The following is a 16,435-nucleotide window of genomic DNA, read 5'->3' as shown; positions in this document are numbered from 1 at the left end:
TTGTCGTTGCAGGTGGGTGATGCGGGATCAGTGATGCGTCGGGGTGAGGACGACGTAGGGCTGCGCGCACAGGTCCTCCCCGAGTCCCGGATGGATGGCCGGGCCACCGCCCCCGTCCGCGACGACGTACCACGAGAGCGGATACGGCGACGTCGTGGCGGCGGCCGGGATGACCGGTCGCGCCGTGCCCTCCGCGTCGGCGGTCACGGTGATGACCGACCACTCGGCCGACTGGTCCAGCGGGCGGTGGTGCAGTTCGACGACCGATGACGGCGCCGCGCCGGTCACCGCGACGACGACCTCCGCGCCCGGCTCGTACGTCTCATCGGAGGCGACCCGCACCGCCGATGCCGTGTGCGGGCCGGAGAGCGCCGACAGGCGCGCCGGATCGCCCGCACCGAGAGCGCCCGATCGCGCGGTGATCTCCGCGAGCTCGGCATCGAGTTGCGCGAGGCGATCGCGCCATCCGCCGCGCTCGGTCGTCCGGTCACCGAACGCCAGGTCGTCGACGTAGACCGTCGACGCGAGGTCGACGACGTCGGCCAGGGCCCGACGCGAGCGCCGGAGCGCCTCGACGGCCCGCGCGAGATGCGCGGCCTCGCCCGTCCGCTCGTGCAGCGAGACGTCGAGACCGGCGCGGATCCGCTCGGCGAACATCCGGCCGAGTCCCGCCTGCAGGCGTGCATCGATCAGCGCCTCGCGCAGGAGCGGCGACGTCGGCGCGGCGGAGGCCTGCGCGACCGCGCGGTCGACCCGCTCGATGAGCCGCTCCAGGTCGGCCGCGTTGTCGACCGCGGTGCGCCGTGCGGTGGCGCGCCCGGCCACGATGTCGTCGGCGAACTCGTCCGTCGTCGCGAACATCTCGGGGTCGAACGGGCTGATCGCGGGCCAGGTGTAGGGGGCCGGGGTGTCGAAGTCGTACATCCCGGCGCCCTTGTCGCCGTCGTGCACCATCGGCAGGTTCGTGTATCCCTCGGGCCAGTAGAAGTTGTTCGAGGCGCTCATGCCGTACGCCACCGTCACCAGGGGCAGGATGCGGCCCGCGGCGCCGAGCGCCTCCTCGACGGCGGTCGCCGCCTCGCCGTACGCGCGACGGAGGTAACGCCGCCACTGCTCGGGATCGGCATCCGGGTCGAAGAGCAGGCGGCCCCACAGCCGGTAGCCGTAGCGGTACTTCTGCCAGTCGTCCGACGCCGGCCGGTGCAGCTCAGCGTCCGTGTACAGGTCGCGCGGCCCCTCGCCGGTGCCCTTGCGCCCGCGGAACGTCAGCTGCTCGCAGAGCTCCACGCCCCGGGCCCCGCCGATCGTCGACCAGCGGCCGTATCCGGCGAAGATCGCCGGATCGGCCCACAGCAGGAAGCGCTGGGTGCCCGGCCACACGCGGAACACCACGTCCTGCTCGCGATCGCCGCGCAGGAAGTCACCGTAGCCGTACCGGGTGAAGCGGCGCGTGTTCTGGGTGACGCCGGAGAGCGCGTCGTCGTTCATCGGCCGCGCGCGCTCGAGATCGCGCACGCGTGCCTGGTGGTAGGGCAGCCCCTGGTGCTCGGCCCAGTACTTGGGCGAGAGCGCCACCCGCCCGCCCGTCGAACGGGCGGCGGCGAGCAGCTCGTCGTCGACCCCCTTGGAGTGCATGTCGATGTCGATCGGCCGGCCGACCTCGCCGACGGCCGTCATGATCTGCCCCCAGAACGCCCCGTGCCCCGCTTCGGGAACACCGCCCTCGTAGTGCACCCGGAAGGTCACTCCCGAGATCGCCGGACAGGCCTCGAGCAGCCGGCGCAGGGCGACGGCCGAGTACTCGGCGATCTGCTCGTCGGCGATCCCCTCGATCGGGTAGCGCAGCTCCGGGCTCTCGCCGAGCTCGGGCCGCACCGCGTGATTCCACAGCCCGAGCTGGAAGTCGATGCCGCGCCGAACGGCCTCGTCGCTCGCGAATCGCAGCGCCGCGAGGTTCGCCTCGCGGTCGGCGTCGTCGACGTTCGCGACGCTCACCTGCCAGCCCGGCACCTCGAGCAGGAAGGGGTAGGCGAAGCACAGGTAGTTGTCGCGCACGTCGATGTCGTGCGAGAAGTTGTACTGCATCCCGAATGCCAGCTGCACGCGGTTGATCCGCTGGGCGGCGAGTTCGTCGAGGTAGCCGGTCCAGAACGCGCGATCCCGGAACCACCCGAGATCGAGGACGTCGCTGGAGAACGATCGCAGCACCCCGCGCACGGGCACCGCCGGCGCCGCATCCTCTCCGTCCGCGGCGACCAGGGCGCCGTCATCCCCGAACTCGATCCGGTCCGCCAGCTCCGTGATGCCGTACGCGGCCCCGCGCGCATGGCCGGCGCGCACGGTCAGTCCGTCGTCGTCCGTCTCGAGCCGGAAGGCCTCGTCGCCCGCGGCGACCCCGCCGGCCCGCACGCGGAGAGCGGGCACGGGACGCCCCGCGGACGAGATCGCGCGCTCCAGGCGTGCGATCGCCCACGGCACCGGATCGACCCCGCTCAGTTCGGGATCGACGTCGATCGCGGGCAGATCGCTCACGGGAGCTCCTTCGCATCTTCCACGCTACGGAAACTAAATTCCGCAACGCAGGCCACGCTAGGTCACCGGCCGGAGCAGGTCAATCCATTTGTTGTGATCCACGCGAAATACGTCGTTCCGCCTGGGCGACGAAGCCCTCCTCGAGTTCGATCCCCCAGCCGGGCTCGTGCGGCGCCGCGACCTCGCCCCCGACGACCTCGGGCATCGGCCCGAAGACCCCCTCGGTCCAGGGGGTGCGCTCGATGCTCCACTCCTGCGGGTGGATGCACGCGGGCATGGCCAGCGCCAGGTGCAGCGTGAAGACCTGCAGGAGCGAGGCGTTCGCGCAGTGCGGTGTGCACGGGATCCCGGCCGCCTCCGCGAGCACCGCGACCTTGCGTGCGCGCGAGATGCCGCCGATGTAGCCGACGTCGGGTTGCACGATGTCGACGGCCCTCCGCGAGACCATGCGATGGAACTGCGGCAGGGAGGTGTCCTGCTCACCGCCGGACACCGGGATGTCGAGCGCGTCGGCGACGGCGGCCGTCTCGTCGAGCTGGGGGAACGGGCACGGCTCCTCGAAATGGAAGTAGCCGTGCTGCTCCAGGATCCGGCCCACCCGGATGGCCTGGGCGGCCGTGTATCCGCCGTTCGCATCGGCGCTGAGCAGGAAATCCGGGCCGAGGACCTCCCGCATCCGAGGGATGATGCGCTCCGTGCGGTGCGGGGCGGCGTCGACGTCGCGACCCATCGCCTCGCCGACCCGGATCTTCGCGGCCCGGAAGCCGAACTCCGCGGCGAGGCCGGCGATCCGGTCGGCCTCGGCCTCCGGCGTGATGTCGCGCACCATGCTGGAGGCGTAGACCGGTACCGAATCGCGGGCCGCGCCACCGAGGAGCCGCCAGACGGGCTGGCCTGCCGCGCGGCCCATCAGGTCCCAGAGCGCCGTCTCGATCCCCCGAGGCCGCGGAGCAGGAAGCTGCTCGGGAACTTGTACGTCTGCCGCAGGAACTCGTCGACGAGGGCCTCCGCATCCCAGACCTCGCGGCCGAGGAAGAACGGCGCGACCAGTTCGTGCAGCACGTGGGCGGTCACCGCCGCCTCGTACGGCGCCGTCTGACCGATGCCGACGGCGCCGTCGTCGGTGCTCACCCGCACCACCACGAGCGGTCCGCGCCGCAGCGTCTCGATCGCGTCGATCCTCATGAGCGGTCCCCTCCCGACGCGCAGTGCGTCGTGCGGCCTCTTGACCGCGTCCGGCGTCTCGCCCTACGTTAGCCAATCGTGGATAGACACCTCCACGATACGAAAGCAGCGCCGCCCGTCATGCGGGCCGCGGTGCTCGAGGAGGGTGCGGCCGGCCTGCGGGTGATGGAGCTGCGGACGCCGGTCCCGCAGCGCGGCGAGGCCCTCATCCGCGTGGAGGCGTGCGGCGTCTGTCACACCGACCTGCACGTCATCAAGGGGAGGTCGGCTTTCCGCGCCCCGCGGTGCTCGGGCACGAGATCAGCGGCACGATCGTCGCGTTCGGCGAGGGGACCTCGACCTCGCTCGAGGTCGGCGACGCGGTCGTCGGCGGGTTCATCATGCCGTGCGGAACCTGCCGGCAGTGCGAGCGCGGCCGCGACGACATGTGCGTCGAGTTCTTCGCGCAGAACCGCCTGCGCGGCACCCTGTACGACGGCACCAGCCGGCTCGCGATGCCCGACGGCTCCTTCCTCGCGATGTACTCGATGGGCGGTCTCGCCGAGTACTGCGTCACCCCGGTGACCGCGCTCACGCCGGCTCCCGTCGGCGTCGATCTCGCCAGCGCGTGCATCCTCGGCTGCGCGGGCCTGACCTCCTACGGCGCGGTCTTCCGGGCCGGCGGGGTGCGCGAGGGCGATCGCGTCGCGATCGTCGGTGCGGGCGGGATCGGCGGGGCCGTCATCCGCATGGCCGTCGCGGCCGGCGCCTCCCGCATCGTCGCCGTCGACATCGCGGCCGACAAGCTCGCCCAGGCCCTGCGGCTGGGCGCGACCGACGCCGTCGACTCGTCGACGACCGACGCCGTCGCCGAGGTCCGCCACCTCACCGGGGGCGTCGACGTGGCGTTCGAGGCGCTGGGTCGCCCGGCGACGTTCGAACAGGCGAGCCGGATGCTCGACGACGGCGGTCGCATGGTCGCGATCGGCATCGCCGACGGCCAGGCGACCGCCTCCATCGAGATCACCCCGCTGGTGCGCCGGGGGTACACGATCGTGGGCTCCTACGGCGGGCGCACCCGCCAGGACCTGCCCGAGGTCGTCGGCATCGCCGAACGCGGGGGTTCGACACGTCGTCGATGGTGACGCGGCGGGTCTCGCTCGACGAGGCGCCCGACGCCTACGCGGCCCTCGCGCGCGGCGAGATCGTGGGCCGGGCGATCGTCGAGATCGGCGCCCGCTCCTAGAGCTGCTTGAGCATCCGGGTGTTGCCGAGGGTGTTCGGCTTGACGCGGGCCAGGTCGAGGAACTCGGCGACGCCCTCGTCGGGGGAGCGCACGAGCTCGGCGTAGACGTCGGGCGCGACGATGCCCTCCCCGATCTCGGCGTAGCCGTGGGCGGTGAAGAACGCCGTCTCGAAGGTGAGGCAGAACAGGCGGGCGAGACCGAGGGCGCGGGCGTCGTCCTCGATGCGCTCCAGCAGCGCGTGGCCGACGCCGCGATGACGCCACGCGGGTGCGGCGGCGAGAGTGCGCACCTCGCCGATGTCCTCCCAGATGACGTGGAGGGCGCCGCAACCCACCAGCTCGCCGTCGGGTGCTTCCGCGACCCGGAACTCCTGGACGGCCTCGTAGAAGACGACGCGGTCCTTGCCGAGCAGGATGCGCTCCTCGACGAGCGGTTGGATCATGCGCTCGATCTGCACGACATCCGGAGTGCGGGCGGGCCGCACCCGTATCTCCGTCACGTTCCGACCCTACCGGTGTTGCCAAAAACGCCCAGTGCGACCGGGGTCGCACTGGGCGTTTTTGGCTAGGGGATCGCGCGGGGTCAGGCCTCGATCGCGGCGACCGGCTCCGGGAGCTCCTCGCGGCCGGGCTGACGCCCGGTCTCGAAGGTGAACTCGCCGCCGTCCGGCCCGGGCACGAAGTCGACCCGCACGTGGTCGCCGGCCACCAGCTCGTTGTGCAGGATCTTCTCCGAGAGCCGATCCTCCACCTCGTGCTGCACGGCACGGCGCAGCGGGCGGGCACCCATCGTGGGCTCCCAGCCGAGCTCGATCAGCCGGGCCTTGGCGGCATCCGAGACCTCGATCGTCATGTCGCGGTCGAGCAGGCGCTCGGCCAGCCGCTTGATGAACAGCCCGACGATCTGCTTGAGCTCGTCCTGGTTCAGCTGCGGGAAGACGATCGTCTCGTCGACGCGGTTCAGGAACTCCGGCTTGAAGTGCTTCTTGAGCTCCTCCACCACCTTGCCGCGCATCGCGCGGTAGGAGTTCTCCGAGCTGCCCTCGAGCGTGAACCCGACGGGGCCGCCCGTGATGTCCTTCGTGCCGAGGTTCGTGGTCATGATGATCACGGTGTTCTTGAAGTCGACGACGCGGCCCTGGCCATCCGTCAGACGTCCCTCCTCCAGGATCTGGAGCAGCGAGTTGAAGATGTCCGGGTGCGCCTTCTCGATCTCGTCGAACAGCACGACCGAGAACGGCTTGCGGCGCACCTTCTCGGTGAGCTGGCCGCCCTCCTCGAAGCCGACGAACCCGGGAGGGGCGCCGAACAGCCGCGAGACGGTGTGCTTCTCGCCGTACTCGCTCATGTCGAGCGAGATCAGCGCGTCCTCGTCGTCGAACAGGAACTCCGCGAGCGCCTTGGCCAGCTCCGTCTTGCCGACGCCCGTGGGGCCGGCGAAGATGAACGACCCGCTCGGACGCTTCGGGTCCTTGAGCCCGGCGCGCGTGCGGCGGATGGTCTTGGCGAGCACCGAGATGGCCTCCTCCTGACCGACAACGCGCTCATGCAGGGCCTTCTCCATGAAGATCAGGCGCGAGCTCTCCTCCTCGGTCAGCTTGAAGACCGGGATGCCGGTCGCGTTCGCGAGGACCTCCGCGATGACTCCCTCATCCACGGTGCCCGACGCGGCGACGTCTCCGCTGCGCCACTGCTTCTCGAGGCGCAGCCGCTCGCCGAGCAGCTTCTTCTCCTCGTCGCGCAGCGACGCGGCCTTCTCGAAGTCCTGCTCCTCGATCGCGGCCTCCTTGCTGCCGCGGACGCCGGCGATCTTCTCGTCGAACTCGCGCAGCTCCGGCGGCGCCGACAGGATCGACAGCCGCAGGCGCGCGCCCGCCTCGTCGATCAGGTCGATGGCCTTGTCGGGCAGGAAGCGGTCGCTCACGTAACGGTCGGCGAGGTTCGCCGCCGCGACGATCGCGCCATCCGTGATCGACACCTTGTGGAACGCCTCGTACTTGTCTCGGAGTCCCTTGAGGATGTTGATGGTGTGCGGCAGAGACGGCTCGTGCACCTGCACGGGCTGGAACCGGCGCTCGAGCGCGGCATCCTTCTCGAAGTGCTTGCGGTACTCGTCGAGCGTGGTCGCGCCGATCGTCTGCAGCTCGCCACGGGCGAGCAGCGGCTTCAGGATGCTGGCCGCGTCGATCGCGCCCTCGGCGGCGCCGGCACCGACGAGGGTGTGGATCTCGTCGATGAAGGTGATGATGTCGCCGCGGGTGCGGATCTCCTTCGTCACCTTCTTGAGGCGCTCCTCGAAGTCGCCGCGGTAGCGCGATCCGGCGATGAGCGAGCCGAGGTCGAGCGTGTAGAGCTGCTTGTCCTTCAGCGTCTCCGGCACCTCGCCGCGGACGATCGCCTGCGCGAGCCCCTCGACGACGGCGGTCTTGCCGACGCCGGGCTCCCCGATCAGCACGGGGTTGTTCTTGGAGCGGCGGGAGAGGATCTGCATGACCCGCTCCATCTCCTTCTCGCGCCCGATGACCGGGTCGAGCTTGCCGTCGCGCGCGGCCTGCGTCAGGTTGCGGCCGAACTGGTCGAGGATCTGCGAACCCTTGTCGGGCGTCGCGTCGTTGCCTCCGACGGCCACCTGCTCCTTGCCCTGGTAGCCCGAGAGCAGCTGGATGACCTGCTGGCGCACGCGGTTGAGGTCGGCGCCCAGCTTCATGAGCACCTGCGCGGCGACGCCCTCGCCCTCGCGGATCAGCCCGAGCAGGATGTGCTCGGTGCCGATGTAGCTGTGACCGAGCTGCAGCGCCTCGCGCAGCGACAGCTCCAGCACCTTCTTGGCGCGCGGGGTGAAGGGGATGTGGCCGGTCGGCTGGGTCTGCCCCTGCCCGATGATGTCCTGCACCTGCTCGCGCACGGCGTCGAGCGAGATCCCGAGCGACTCCAGCGACTTGGCCGCGACGCCCTCGCCCTCGTGGATCAGCCCGAGCAGGATGTGCTCGGTGCCGATGTAATTGTGGTTGAGCATCTTCGCCTCTTCCTGGGCGAGGACGACCACCCGGCGGGCCCGGTCGGTGAAACGCTCGAACATGATCTGAAACCTCTCGTCAGGCACCGGTCGGGCGGTGCCTTGCATTGAGAGTAACGAGGGGGTCGGCCCGGGTGATCCCGTGTTCGCCGTGGGCGTGAGGGGTGTCGCGAGCCCCGTCGGCGTGCCGGTGGCGCACCCCCGTCCGCGGCCCCGCGTCGCCGCGCCGAGTCGTAGGCTCGCCGCGTGAGCAACCTCGAGGTCGAGCCCGCGGAGCTCGTCTGCGACGAGCCCCTCGCCGGCCGCGGAGTCGAGATCCTCGAGCCGCGTGACGTGCCGCTCGGCGGACCGCGCGCGATGCACGTGCGGCGCACGCTGCCGCAGCGGGCGCGGTCCCTCATCGGGGCGTGGTGCTTCGCCGACTCGTACGGGGGCGACACCGGCGAGGAGACCGTCGGCGCCGACGACCGCAGGATGGACGTGCCGCCGCATCCGCACACCGGCCTGCAGACGGTCAGCTGGCTCTACGCCGGCGAGATCGAGCACCGCGACTCGGTCGGCAGCCGGGAGCTCATCCACCCCGGGCAGGTCAACCTCATGACGGCGGGCGCCGGCATCCAGCACTCCGAGGAGTCCACGCCGGGCTCGGTGCGGCCGCACGGCGTGCAGCTGTGGACCGCGCTGCCGGATGCGCACCGCTTCACCTCGCCCTTCTTCGAGCACCACGTGCCGGCGCCGATCGCGGTGGGCGATGCGACGCTGCGGGTGTTCGTCGGAACACTGCACGGCGCGACCTCCGCCGTGACCGCGTTCACGCCGCTCCTCGCCGCGCAGTTCGACCTGCCCGCCGGCGGTCGCGTCGAGCTGACCGTCGACCCCGCGTTCGAACACGGCCTGCTCGTGGATGCCGGATCGCCGACCCTGCAGGGCGTCGCGATCCCGCGCCATCACCTCGGATACGCCCCCGCCGGCTCCGCCGCCCTGACGATCGCCGCGGGCGACGAGCCGCTGCGCGCGCTGCTCATCGGCGGGGTGCCGCTCGGCGAGAGCATCGTCATGTGGTGGAACTTCGTCGGACGCAGCCACGACGAGATCGTGGCGTTCCGCGAACGGTGGCAGGCCGACGTCATCGCGGGCGGCGATCGCGCCGGCACCTTCGGCTCGATCGACGGCTGGGCCGACGGGACGGCGCTTCCGGCGCCGGAGCTGCCGAACGTGCGGCTGCGGCCCCGCGACCAGCCCTAGCCGCGCCGCGCCTCTCGTCGCGTCGCTCGTGGCGGCGCGGTGATCCGATCGCGGTTTCGCCATCGGATGCGTCCCGCGCGGCATCCCACGGATCCCGAGACCATGATCGGTTCGAGAAGGCCGTCCACGAGCACGGCCGGCATCGGCATCCGGCACCCGGGATCCGGCTCAGGGACGCGCGGAGTGCTCCTGCGCGAAGCGAGCGCGCTCCTCGGCTTCGATGCGCGAGTAGGCGCGGCGCTCGTCGCGGTCCGCGCGCACGATCATCCGCATCACGAACCAGAAGATGAGGCCGAGCACGACGGTGGGCACGAGGGACCAGATGATCCCGCCCCACACCTCGGCCGACATGCGGTCAGCCTAACCGCGGCGGCTGAGTCAGCGCTGCGCGAGGAAGAACGCGACGGCGATCACGACGACGATGAGCGCGAGGCCCGCATACATGACGATGCGCGAGGTGCGGCGGTCCATCAGCCGCCCCGCGAGAGCAGGCTCAGGATGCCGTCGCCGATCAGGAAGAGCCCGATCGCCGCGAGCGCGATCCAGACGACGATGCGGGTCGTCGTCGGACGACCGCCCGGATCCTGAGCCATCGCGGTATCCCGTCTACTTGACCAGCGGGAACAGGATCGTCTCCCGGATGCCGAGGCCGGTCAGCGCCATGAGCAGCCGGTCGATGCCCATGCCCATGCCGCCCATCGGCGGCATGCCGTGCTCCATCGCGGTGAGGAACTCCTCGTCGAGCCGCATCGCCTCGTCGTCGCCGCGGGCCGCGAGCTTCGCCTGCTCGACGAAACGCTCGCGCTGCACGACGGGATCGACGAGCTCGGAGTAGCCCGTGGCCAGCTCGAAGCCGCGCACGTAGAGGTCCCACTTCTCCACCACACCCCGCATCGCGCGGTGTTCGCGCACCAACGGAGAGGTGTCGAGCGGGAAGTCCATGACGAACGTGGGACGGTGCAGCGTGCCCTTGACGAAGTGCTCCCACAGCTCCTCGACGTACTTGCCGTGCGTCGCGAGCTTGACCTCGACGCCCTCCTTCTCGGCGAGCGCCGCGAGCTCGGTCAGCGGCGTCTCCGGCGTGATCTCGACGCCGGCGGCCTCGGAGAGGGAGTCGTACATCCGGATGCGGTCCCACTCGCCGCCGAGGTCGTACGCCGTGCCGTCGGCCCAGGTCACCGTGTGCGATCCGGCGACGGCCTCGGCCGCATCCTGGATCAGCTCCTGGGTGAGCGCCGCGATCGAGTCGTAGTCGCCGTAGGTCTGGTAGGCCTCGAGCATCGCGAACTCGGGGCTGTGCGTGGAGTCCGCGCCCTCGTTGCGGAAGTTGCGGTTGATCTCGAACACCCGGTCGATGCCGCCGACGACGGCGCGCTTGAGGAAGAGCTCGGGCGCGATGCGCAGGAAGAGCTCGGTGTCGAAGGCGTTCGAATGCGTGACGAACGGACGCGCGCTCGCGCCGCCGTGCACGGTCTGCAGCATGGGCGTCTCGACCTCGAGGAAGTCGTGGCGCGCGAACGTGGAGCGCAGGCTCGCGACCGCCTTGGCCCGCGCGCGGACCGTGAAGCGCGCCTGCTCCCGGGCGATGAGGTCGAGGTAGCGCTGCCGCACGCGCGTCTCCTCGCTCAGCTCGGAGTGCAGGTTCGGCAGCGGCAGCAGCGCCTTCGAGGCGATCCGCCACTCGCGCACGAGCACGCTGAGTTCGCCGCGGCGCGACGAGATGACCTCGCCCGCGACGAAGAGGTGGTCGCCGAGGTCGACGAGCTCCTTCCAGCGCTGCAGCGACTCCTCGCCGACCTGGTCGAGCGAGACCATCGCCTGGATGCGGCTGCCGTCGCCCGACTGCAGTGCGGCGAAGCACAGCTTGCCGGTGTTGCGCAGGTGCACGATGCGGCCGGCGACGCCGACCTGCACGCCGGTCGTGTCGTCGGCGCGCAGGTCGGCGAAGCGCTCGCGCAGCTGCGGGATGGTGTGCGTGACCGGCACCGAGACCGGGTACGCCTGCTCGCCCTCGGCGAGGAGGCGCTCGCGCTTGGCGAGCCGGACGGCCTTCTGCTCGGCGATGTCCTCGAGGGTCTCCTCGGGAGCGTCCGCGGGGGCAGGTCGGCGGTCATGGGGGCCTCTAGGTCAGGTGGATGGCGTCGTTGTCGATCAGCCGCGCGGGGCCGACCCGGGCGGCGACGAGCATGCGCGCGGTGCCGCGGTAGCCGGCGTCCACCGGGCGGAAGGTGCGCGGATCGACGACGGCGAGATAGTCCAGCTTAACGAGGCCGTCGCTCGTCAGGACCTCGCGCGCGGCGGCCAGCGCGGCATCCACCCCATCGCCGGCGGCATCCGCGGCGGCACGCAGGGCGGTGCTCAGCGCGACCGATGCCCGGCGGTGCTCCTCGTCGAGGTAGCGGTTGCGGCTCGAGAGCGCGAGGCCGTCGTCGGCACGCACCGTCGGCACGGGCTCGACCGTGACGGGCAGGTCGAGGTCGCGCACCATCCGTTGCACGAGGAAGAGCTGCTGCGCGTCCTTCTGGCCGAAGAGCACGTGGGTGGGCTGCACGATGTGCAGGAGCTTGGCGACGACGGTGAGCACGCCGTCGAAGTGCCCGGGCCGCGACGCGCCCTCGAAGGTCTCGGCGACGGCACCCGCGTGCACCGTGACCTGGGTCGGGCCGTCGGGGTACATCTCGGAGGCATCGGGCGCGAACACGAACTCGACCGCGCGCGTCGCCAGCGCCGCGAGATCTCCGCTCGGGTCGCGCGGGTAGCTGCTCAGATCCTCACCGGCCGCGAACTGGGTGGGATTGACGAAGATCGAGACGACGACCGTGGCGGCGACCTCGCGGGCCCGGTCGACGAGCGCGAGGTGACCCTCGTGCAGCGCCCCCATCGTCGGGACGAGCGCGACCGGACCGCGACCGGCGAGCGCGGACCGCATCCCCGCGATGGTCGTGACGACGACGGACTCGCTCATCGCGACCTCCTCCGCGCCTGCGGCGCCCCGACGATGCTAGCGGCGTAGGCTCCGTCGCGATGGCCGCGCCCGTGCTCCCCCGTTCCACCCCGACCGCGGAGGGCATCGACCCCGCGGCGATCGCCTCCCTCGTCGAGGCCGCCGAGCGCGGCCGGCACGGCCTGCACAGTCTCATGGTGGTGCGGCACGGCGCGGTCGTCGCCGAGGGATGGTGGACGCCCTTCGCCCCCGACGTGCGCCACCTCGTCCACTCGGTGTCCAAGAGCTTCCTCTCCACCGCGATCGGCATCGCGCAGGAGGAGGGCATCCTGTCGATCGACGAGCCGGCCGTCGACTTCTTCCCCGGTGTCGACGGACCGCGCGACGTGCTCCTGAAGCACCTGCTCTCGATGTCGGGCGGGCACGACGCCGACACGATGGACCTCATGCGGCTGCTGCCCGGCGAGCACTGGCCGCGCATCTACTTCGCGTCGCCCTTCATCTATCCCCCGGCGAGCATTTCGTCTACGACTCCGGCGGCAGTCATCTGCTGAGCGCCGCCCTGCAGTCGCGCACCGGGATGCCGCTCCCGCAGTTCCTCGAGCCGCGCCTGTTCCAGCCGCTCGGCCTCGACACGCCGCCCTGGGCACCGTCGCCCGGCGGCGTCAGCCTCGGCGGCACCGGCATGTCGCTGCTGACGGAGGACATCGCCGTGCTGGCGGAGCTGTACCGCCGGGGCGGGCGGTGGTCCGATGGGGACGGCGGCGACCGGCAGCTGGTGCCGCAGGCCTGGGTCGACGAGGCGACGCGGGCGCACGTCGACAACGGGCCGAGCGCCACCGTGGACTGGGGTCTCGGCTACGGCTACCAGTTCTGGCGATCGCGGCACGGGTACCGGATGGACGGCGCGTTCGGGCAGTTCGGCCTCGTCATCCCGGAGCTCGACCTCGTGGTCGCCATGACGGCGGGCACGGCCGACAGCGCGTCCGAGCTCCAGCTGGTCTGGGATCACCTGCTGCCCGGCGTCGATCGGGCGCACGGCCCCGCCGCCGACGGAGCCGGCGACGATCAGCTCGCCCGCCGCCTCGGCTCGCTCGAGCTCGCGGCGCCCGAGTTCCTCGCGGCACCGCCGGCCGCGGCCGCCCGCGTCTCCGGCCGCGCGATCGCCCTGCCCTTCACGACCCTCGGCATCGCCACCGCGACGCTGCACCTCGACGGCGACCGCACGACTCTCGAGACCGTCGGCACCGACGGGTCGGTCGAGCGGCTCGGCGCGGCACGCACCGCATGGGTCCCGGGCGAGACCCGGCTCTGGCCGCACCCGGAGCTGACCTCGACCCGCACCGGGACCCGCGCCGGCTGGGTCGATGACGCCGCGTTCGAGGTGCACGAGCAGTGCATCGAGTCGGCGGCACGGCGCATCTGGCGGTTCGAGTTCGGCGACGGCGACGACGTGCGTCTCACCGTCGGCCTCGACCTGCCGTTCTGGACCCCGCGCACCGAACGGGTCGCCGGCCGCCTGGCCTGAGGCGACGCTCCGCCCGAGTCAGCCGACGAGCTCCTCGAGGGCGGCGCGGACCCGATCCGGATGCTCCAGGTGCGGTGAGTGCCCGCACTCCTGCAGCAGCCGCTCGGTCACCGCGCCGCCCGAGGCGCGGTACCCGTCGAGCACGGCGCGCGTCTGCGACACCATCGGCTGCGCGGGTGCGATGTCGTCTCCCGGCCATCCGGGGATCGCACCGAGGGCGCCCAGCTGGTTGAGATCGAAGAGCGAGGCGTCCGACACGATCACGTCGGCGGCGCCGTGCACCCACAGGATCGGCGGCTTCACGGCAAGGCCGGTGATGCCGCTGAGGTCGAGGTGATCGGGCGTCATCGTGTTGAGCACGCCGTGCTCGCCCGGGGCGAAGCCCGGCCAGTTGGCGCTCGGGCGGCTGTCGCCGGGGTAGTTGCCGACCCCGGTCGCGGTCGAGAGCATCGACTCGACCCAGAGATCCTCGTACTCGTCCCGGTGGCCGGCGTGCACATAGGCCGTGCGGTAGACGGTGCGCGGCGACGCCGGGCCGTCGCCGGTGTCGCCGGATTCGAGGGCTGCGACGAAGTCCGGGTTGCCGCCTCCGCCGCCGGTGCCCGCGGCATCCGGGGTCAGGCGCGAACCGTCGAGCGCGGTGCCGCCGAAGCCGTACGGCGAGACCGGCGACTGCAGGGTGAGCGAGGCGACGGGATGGTCGAGCGCGTACTGCAGCACGACGCCGGCGCCCATGCTCCAGCCGAAGAGATGCGGCGCGCCGGCCGGCCCGAGCGCCTCGACGGCGGCGAACAGGTCGTCGCTGTAGTCGCGCAGACCGCGCGTCGCGTCGACCGGTGCCGTCTCGCTGTCGCCGAAGCCGCGGAGGTCGACGGCGACCACGCGCCACGAGCGCGGCAGCGAGAGCATGAACGGCTGGAAGAACAGCGCCGACGAGACGTTGCCGTGCACGAGCACGACGGGCGTGCCGGCGTCGTCGTCACCCTCGCGCTCGAGGACGTTGGTGCGGATCCGGGTCGTCGGGATCTGGCGGGACGCGATGCCGGGGAGCAGAGTGGACACGGTTCTCCTTCGGGCGGGTGCGTGCTCACGTTAACCCGGCCACCTCGGTTGCGGAAGGGATGCGGATGGCGGAGCTCGACGGTCGCACGGCGGTGGTCACGGGAGGCGGCAGCGGCATCGGGGCGGCGATCGCGGAGCGGCTCGCCGCCGACGGCGCGCACGTGCGCGTGATGGATCTGGATCCCGCCGCCGCGACGATGGTCGCCGACCGGATCGACGGCGAACCCTGGGTCGTCGACCTCGCCGACACGAGCGCGGTGGCCGCCCTCGCGCTGGACTGCGACATCCTCGTCAACAACGCGGGCATCCAGCGCGTCGCCCCGCTCGAGGAGTTCGAGCCGGAGGCCTTCCACCGCCTGATCGCCATCATGCTGGAGGCGCCGTTCCTGCTGATCCGGGCCGCGCTGCCGGCGATGTACCGCCGCGGCTGGGGGCGCATCGTCAACGTCTCGTCGGTGCACGGCATCCGGGCCTCGGAGTACAAGTCGGCCTACGTCGCTGCCAAGCACGGGCTCGAGGGGCTGTCGAAGACGGCGGCGCTCGAGGGTGCGCCGCACGGGGTCACGAGCAACTGCGTCAACCCGGGATACGTGCGCACCCCGCTGGTCGAGAAGCAGATCGCCGACCAGGCGCGCATCCACCGGATCGCACCGGAGGACGTGGTCGAGACCGTGCTGCTCGAGCGCGCCGCGATCAAGCGCCTCGTCGAACCCGACGACGTCGCCTCGCTCGTCGGGTGGCTCGTCTCGTCGCACGCCGACATGGTGACGGGGGCGTCGTACACGATGGACGGCGGGTGGAGCATCTCGTGAGCACCCACCGCACGCGCACCGTGACCGTCGACGGCGGCGAGCTGACCGTCGGCGAGTGGGGCGATCCCGGCGCGCTGCCGCTCATCGCCATCCACGGCATCACGTCGTCGCATCTCGCCTGGGCGCACGTCGCGGCCGCGCTGCCGGAGCGCCGCGTCATCGCGCCCGACCTGCGTGGACGCGGGCGCAGCAACGAGCTGCCCGGCCCGTACGGGATGCCGCGGCACGCCGCCGACCTGCTCCGCCTTCTCGACGACCTCGGCCTCGAGCGCGCACAGCTCACCGGGCACTCGATGGGCGCGTTCGTCGCCGCGGCGACCGCGGCGCTCGCACCGGATCGGGTGAGCTCGGTCGTGCTCGTCGACGGCGGTCTGCCGCTGCGCGATCCCCCGGGCGGGGATGTCGAGGCCGCCGTGCGCGCCTCGCTCGGCCCCGCGCTCGAGCGGCTGTCGATGACGTTCGCCGACTCGGCCGCGTACCGGGCGTTCTGGGCCGCGCACCCCGCCTTCGGCGGCGAGTTCGACGCCGAGATGCTGGCCTACATCGACTACGACCTGGTGGGCGATCCGCCCCATCCGTCGAGCAAGGCCGACGCGGTCGCACAGGACTCGGTGCAGTTCTACGGCGACCCGCCGGCGCAGACGATCGACGCGATCCGCGCGCCGATGCGCCTGCTGTGGGCGCCGCGCGGGTTGCTGAACGAGACGCCCGGCATGTACACCGGCACCGAGCTCGCACGCTGGCGCGAGCGGTGGCCGGCCATCGCGATGCGCGAGGTCGACGATGTGAACCACTACACGATCCTCATGTCGGCCCGCGGCGCCGCCGAGGTCGCGGCGGAGGTGCGGCAGGCGGGCTAGCCGACGGCGGGGTCGGCGTCGGCCAC

Annotated in this window: 16 protein-coding genes and 1 pseudogene; 7 read left to right on the top strand and 10 right to left on the bottom strand. The window is 71.8% G+C overall.

All coding sequences use genetic code 11. The features are described from left to right. Nucleotides 1–27: 27 nt before the first annotated feature. The 3 genes from QQK35_RS10925 to QQK35_RS10915 all read right to left on the bottom strand — a co-directional run bounded on the left by QQK35_RS10925 (nt 28) and on the right by QQK35_RS10915 (nt 3,717). A complete protein-coding gene (locus QQK35_RS10925) occupies nt 28–2,532 on the bottom strand; it encodes a serine/threonine-protein kinase (protein WP_284254191.1) in 2,505 nt (834 codons plus the stop codon). A gap of 79 nt (nt 2,533–2,611) precedes the next feature. Further along, a complete protein-coding gene (locus tag QQK35_RS10920; protein ID WP_284254190.1) occupies nt 2,612–3,361 on the bottom strand; it encodes a mandelate racemase/muconate lactonizing enzyme family protein in 750 nt (249 codons plus the stop codon). An 80-nt stretch (nt 3,362–3,441) separates the two neighbouring features. After that, nucleotides 3,442–3,717, bottom strand: coding sequence for an enolase-like domain-containing protein (locus QQK35_RS10915; protein ID WP_284254189.1), 276 nt, complete (start codon nt 3,715–3,717; stop codon nt 3,442–3,444). A 120-nt stretch (nt 3,718–3,837) separates the two neighbouring features. Here QQK35_RS10915 and QQK35_RS20460 point away from each other — a divergent pair. Both QQK35_RS20460 and QQK35_RS10905 read left to right on the top strand, forming a co-directional pair. Further along, nucleotides 3,838–3,963: pseudogene (locus QQK35_RS20460) on the top strand (alcohol dehydrogenase); the annotation flags it as partial. A gap of 38 nt (nt 3,964–4,001) precedes the next feature. After that, complete coding sequence (locus QQK35_RS10905; protein ID WP_284254188.1) at nt 4,002–4,841, top strand: zinc-binding dehydrogenase; 840 nt, start codon at nt 4,002–4,004, stop codon at nt 4,839–4,841. Between the two features lie 97 nt (nt 4,842–4,938). Here QQK35_RS10905 and QQK35_RS10900 read toward each other — a convergent pair whose 3' ends face one another. Further along, nucleotides 4,939–5,442 carry an amino-acid N-acetyltransferase gene (locus QQK35_RS10900; protein WP_284254187.1) on the bottom strand — a complete coding sequence of 168 codons (504 nt, stop codon included), beginning with the start codon at nt 5,440–5,442 and terminating at the stop codon, nt 4,939–4,941. Between the two features lie 83 nt (nt 5,443–5,525). Next, nucleotides 5,526–8,021, bottom strand: coding sequence for an ATP-dependent Clp protease ATP-binding subunit (locus QQK35_RS10895; RefSeq protein WP_284254186.1), 2,496 nt, complete (start codon nt 8,019–8,021; stop codon nt 5,526–5,528). Between the two features lie 183 nt (nt 8,022–8,204). On the opposite strand from QQK35_RS10895, the gene QQK35_RS10890 reads away from it, so the two are divergent. Then, nucleotides 8,205–9,203 (top strand): pirin family protein, encoded by a 999-nt coding sequence (locus QQK35_RS10890; protein ID WP_284254185.1) that lies wholly within the window; start codon nt 8,205–8,207, stop codon nt 9,201–9,203. A 168-nt stretch (nt 9,204–9,371) separates the two neighbouring features. Here the strand turns inward: QQK35_RS10890 and QQK35_RS10885 are convergent, their stop codons facing one another. The 4 genes from QQK35_RS10885 to panC form a co-directional block, all read right to left on the bottom strand. Next, the gene (locus QQK35_RS10885; RefSeq protein WP_284254184.1) at nt 9,372–9,554 is read right to left on the bottom strand and encodes a hypothetical protein; all 183 of its coding nucleotides are present in this window, start codon (nt 9,552–9,554) and stop codon (nt 9,372–9,374) included. Between the two features lie 119 nt (nt 9,555–9,673). Then, the gene (locus tag QQK35_RS10880; RefSeq protein WP_284254183.1) at nt 9,674–9,796 is read right to left on the bottom strand and encodes a hypothetical protein; all 123 of its coding nucleotides are present in this window, start codon (nt 9,794–9,796) and stop codon (nt 9,674–9,676) included. Nucleotides 9,797–9,809: 13 nt separating this feature from the next. After that, on the bottom strand, nt 9,810–11,267 hold the full coding sequence (gene lysS, locus QQK35_RS10875) for a lysine--tRNA ligase (protein WP_284255679.1): 1,458 nt from the start codon (nt 11,265–11,267) through the stop codon (nt 9,810–9,812). Between the two features lie 58 nt (nt 11,268–11,325). After that, nucleotides 11,326–12,168, bottom strand: coding sequence for a pantoate--beta-alanine ligase (gene panC, locus QQK35_RS10870; protein WP_284254182.1), 843 nt, complete (start codon nt 12,166–12,168; stop codon nt 11,326–11,328). A gap of 59 nt (nt 12,169–12,227) precedes the next feature. On the opposite strand from panC, the gene QQK35_RS10865 reads away from it, so the two are divergent. Together QQK35_RS10865 and QQK35_RS10860 are read left to right on the top strand one after the other, a co-directional pair. Further along, complete coding sequence (locus tag QQK35_RS10865) at nt 12,228–12,701, top strand: serine hydrolase domain-containing protein (protein WP_284254181.1); 474 nt, start codon at nt 12,228–12,230, stop codon at nt 12,699–12,701. Further along, nucleotides 12,617–13,675, top strand: coding sequence for a serine hydrolase domain-containing protein (locus QQK35_RS10860; RefSeq protein ID WP_284255677.1), 1,059 nt, complete (start codon nt 12,617–12,619; stop codon nt 13,673–13,675). The genes QQK35_RS10865 and QQK35_RS10860 overlap by 85 nt, the downstream gene beginning before the upstream one ends. A gap of 18 nt (nt 13,676–13,693) precedes the next feature. Here QQK35_RS10860 and QQK35_RS10855 read toward each other — a convergent pair whose 3' ends face one another. Then, nucleotides 13,694–14,737 (bottom strand): alpha/beta fold hydrolase, encoded by a 1,044-nt coding sequence (locus tag QQK35_RS10855; protein ID WP_284254180.1) that lies wholly within the window; start codon nt 14,735–14,737, stop codon nt 13,694–13,696. A 59-nt stretch (nt 14,738–14,796) separates the two neighbouring features. Between QQK35_RS10855 and QQK35_RS10850 the strand changes: the two genes are divergently transcribed. Together QQK35_RS10850 and QQK35_RS10845 are read left to right on the top strand one after the other, a co-directional pair. Then, the gene (locus tag QQK35_RS10850; protein WP_425564962.1) at nt 14,797–15,549 is read left to right on the top strand and encodes a 3-hydroxybutyrate dehydrogenase; all 753 of its coding nucleotides are present in this window, start codon (nt 14,797–14,799) and stop codon (nt 15,547–15,549) included. Further along, nucleotides 15,546–16,409: an alpha/beta fold hydrolase gene (locus QQK35_RS10845; protein WP_284254177.1), complete on the top strand. Its 864-nt coding sequence runs from the start codon at nt 15,546–15,548 to the stop codon at nt 16,407–16,409. Before QQK35_RS10850 ends, QQK35_RS10845 begins: the two co-directional genes overlap by 4 nt. The last annotated feature ends 26 nt before the right edge of the window (nt 16,410–16,435 follow it).

The organism is Pseudolysinimonas kribbensis (assembly GCF_030161895.1).
Lineage (GTDB): Bacteria > Actinomycetota > Actinomycetes > Actinomycetales > Microbacteriaceae > Pseudolysinimonas > Pseudolysinimonas kribbensis.
Note: the sequence above shows the minus strand (reverse complement) of the source record. Positions and strands in the feature narration are given on the sequence as shown.